The sequence below is a fragment of the Streptomyces sp. genome (genome assembly GCF_035563135.1).
Taxonomy (GTDB): domain Bacteria; phylum Actinomycetota; class Actinomycetes; order Streptomycetales; family Streptomycetaceae; genus Streptomyces.
This window is the reverse complement of the sequence record NZ_DATMVN010000496.1, coordinates 1-2,714: the sequence shown is the minus strand read 5'-3', so window position 1 is coordinate 2,714 and position 2,714 is coordinate 1. Positions and strand designations below refer to the sequence as shown.

Genomic DNA, 2,714 nt, shown 5'->3' with positions numbered 1-2,714 from the left:
GGGGGCTGCTTCCACGGCCCCACGTCCGACGACTGCGTACGACGTCCTCGGGGGGGGAACGACATGGTGCGTGCAGGGGTCTACCTCGCACATCCGCAGCCGGGCAGCTTCAACCACGCGGTGTTCGACGCCGTGGTGCGGGAGTTGCGCGACCGGGGTTGCCAGGTGCTCGCACACGATCTCTGCGCGGAGGGCTTCGACCCCGTGCTCCGCGCCGGCGAGACGGAGACGGTCCGGGCCGCCGCGGGCACCCCCGACGCGCAACTGGCCGCGCACCGGGCGGAGGTGGCCACCCTCGACGCCATGGTGTTCATCCACCCCAACTGGTGGGGCATGCCGCCCGCCGTCCTCACCGGATGGGTGCAGCGGGTGCTGGTGCCCGGCGTCGCCTACAAGCTGGGCACGTCGGACGGGGAGCCCGAGGGGCTGCTGAAGGCCGGCCGGGCGCTCGTCCTGAACACCTCCGACACTCCCGCCGACCGCGAGGAGAGCGAGTTCGGGGATCCGCTGGACAGGATCTGGTCGGCGTGCGTCCTGCCGTACGTGGGAGTCACCGACGTACGCCGGGCCGTCTTCCGGACGGTCACCGGCTCCTCCGCCGAGGCCCGCGAGTCCTGGCTCCGCGAGGCGCGCGCCCAGGCCGCCGCACTGCTGGTCTGACGCGCGGGGCGGGCCCCGGAACACCTTCGGCGCCCCGCCGGGAGGGTCCTCGACGGAAGCGGGCAGAAAGGCAGCGAAGGCAACTCGCCAAGTCCGGGAGCACCGGGCCGGGCGCCTGTGCCTGTGCCTGTGCCTGCGCCGCGCCTGCTCGGGCGTGCTGCGCGCCGCGTTCCGAGATCCGCCGCCAGCTGATCGGGGGTGAGACGGCCTCGGACGCCAAAACGGTGGCCGGCGGAGGCCTCCTCGTCGAAAACTCCGTCGGAGGTGGCGACGGACGCCGCACGCAGCAACCACCGGCCGAGCAGTTCCGGGTCACCGCAGGCGGTCGGCGAACTGCCTCACCCGCGCCACCACACGGGGGTCGGTGAGCGGGTGCACGCGGCGACGGCTGCCGGCCTCGACCGCGCCGGGCACGATCAGGGTGCCGATGCTCCTGGTGGACAGATCGCCGGAGGTGACGTCGGGGAGGACGCGCACCCCGGCACCGGTGGTGACCGGGTCCATGGCCCCGGCGGCGAGGACCACGCCGCAGCCCGCCGCTTCGCCTGACAGCGCTCATGGGTCCCCCGCGGTCGGCAGCATCGATGTCGGTATCTGCATGTTAGATGACATTGCCGACGCCGGATGGGGCCCTTAGCGTCATAGGCACAGGTCACCGCGCCGGTGGGCTGCCTCTCCGACCCACGATCCCCAGGCGGTTCTGCCATGCCACGAACGACACTGCGCCAGCTCAACGGTCTCGACGACACCCCCGCGAAGCTCGCCGGATCGACCCTGGTCCTCATCGACTACCAGAACACCTACACGACCGGTGTGATGGAACTGGACGGCTGGCAGGAAGCTCTCGACGCCGCCGCCCAGCTGCTGGCGCGGGCCCGCCAGGAGGGCGCGAAAGTCATCCACGTCATCAACGACGGCGGCGAAGGCACCCCGTACGACATCCGGGCCGAGATCGGACGGATCCACCCCCACGTCGCACCGGCCGAGGGCGAACCCGTCGTCGTCAAGCAGGTGCCGAACGCCTTCGTCGGTACGGACCTGGACCGGCACGTCGACGCCGCGGGCAACGACGACCTGGTCATCGCCGGGTTCATGACGCACATGTGCGTGGCCTTCACCGCCCAGGGAGCCTTCCTGCGCGGCAACCGCCCCACCGTCGTGGCCGATGCCTGCGCCACCCGCGCCCTGCCGGTCACCGGCACCGAGATCGACGCCCGCCAGGTGCACCACAGCGCCCTCGCCACCATCGCCGACCTGTACGGGGTCGTCGTTCCGTCCCAGAAGGAGATCTCCTGATGAAGCTGCTCCGTCCCGCCGTCGCGCTCGGCACCCTCGTCGTCCTCTCGGCCACCGCCACCGCGTGCGGCGGAAGTTCCGAGGCCGCCTCCGCCAAGGACACGTCGGCGTCCACCGCCTCCGTCACCTCCGCCGCGGAGAGGAACGTCGCGAAGAACACGACGACGCTCCGGGAGCTGAACGGCTTCGACGAGACCCCGGCCACGCTCTCCGACGCGACGCTCATCCTCGTCGACTACCAGAACACCTACACCGACGGTGTGATGGAACTCGACGGGTGGAAGCCGGCGGTGAACAACGCGACTGCGCTGCTGAAGCGTGCCCGCGAGGCAGGCACACCGGTCATCCACATCGTCGACAAGGGCTACGACCTGAAGTCGAAGGCGGGCCAGATCATCCCCGCGCTCAAGCCGGCCAAGGGCGAACCCGTCGTCGAGAAGAGCGCCCCGAACGGTTTCCACGGCACCGACCTCGCCGCGCAGGTCAAGAAGGCCGGGAACGAGAACGTCATCATCGCCGGGTTCATGACGCACATGTGCACCCTGTTCACCGCCCAGGGCGCGTTCCTCAACGGCAACAGCCCGACCGTGGTCGCCGACGCCTCCGCGACCCGGCCGCTGCCGCTGAAGGGCGACCGGCACGGCATTCCCGCGAAGCAGGTCCACGAAGCGGCTCTCGCCACGATCCAGGACCTCTACGGAGTCGTCGTTCCGACGCAGAAGTCCCTCACCTGAGGCGGCCCGCACTCCCCCCCCCCC

At 71.0% G+C, this 2,714-nt stretch carries 4 protein-coding genes; 3 read left to right on the top strand and 1 reads right to left on the bottom strand.

Annotated elements, in window-relative coordinates; all coding sequences use genetic code 11:
* Positions 1-660 (top strand): NAD(P)H-dependent oxidoreductase (locus VN520_RS21840; protein ID WP_325748628.1); only part of this gene is annotated, 660 nt, incomplete at its 5' end.
* A 312-nt stretch (positions 661-972) separates the two neighbouring features.
* Here VN520_RS21840 and VN520_RS21835 read toward each other — a convergent pair.
* Complete coding sequence (locus VN520_RS21835; RefSeq protein WP_325748627.1) at positions 973-1,185, bottom strand: hypothetical protein; 213 nt, start codon at positions 1,183-1,185, stop codon at positions 973-975.
* A 180-nt stretch (positions 1,186-1,365) separates the two neighbouring features.
* Here VN520_RS21835 and VN520_RS21830 point away from each other — a divergent pair, with 180 nt between their 5' ends.
* Together VN520_RS21830 and VN520_RS21825 are read left to right on the top strand one after the other, a co-directional pair.
* Positions 1,366-1,956, top strand: a complete 591-nt coding sequence (locus tag VN520_RS21830; protein ID WP_325748626.1) for a cysteine hydrolase family protein — start codon at positions 1,366-1,368, stop codon at positions 1,954-1,956.
* On the top strand, positions 1,956-2,690 hold the full coding sequence (locus VN520_RS21825; protein ID WP_325748625.1) for a cysteine hydrolase family protein: 735 nt from the start codon (positions 1,956-1,958) through the stop codon (positions 2,688-2,690). Before VN520_RS21830 ends, VN520_RS21825 begins: the two co-directional genes overlap by 1 nt.
* The last annotated feature ends 24 nt before the right edge of the window (positions 2,691-2,714 follow it).

Bases quoted from the DNA above. Each gene is read 5' to 3' on its own strand.
- VN520_RS21830 (WP_325748626.1), top strand. From the start codon at position 1,366: ATGCCACGAACGACACTGCGCCAGCTCAACGGTCTCGACGACACCCCC.
- VN520_RS21825 (WP_325748625.1), top strand. From the start codon at position 1,956: ATGAAGCTGCTCCGTCCCGCCGTCGCGCTCGGCACCCTCGTCGTCCTC.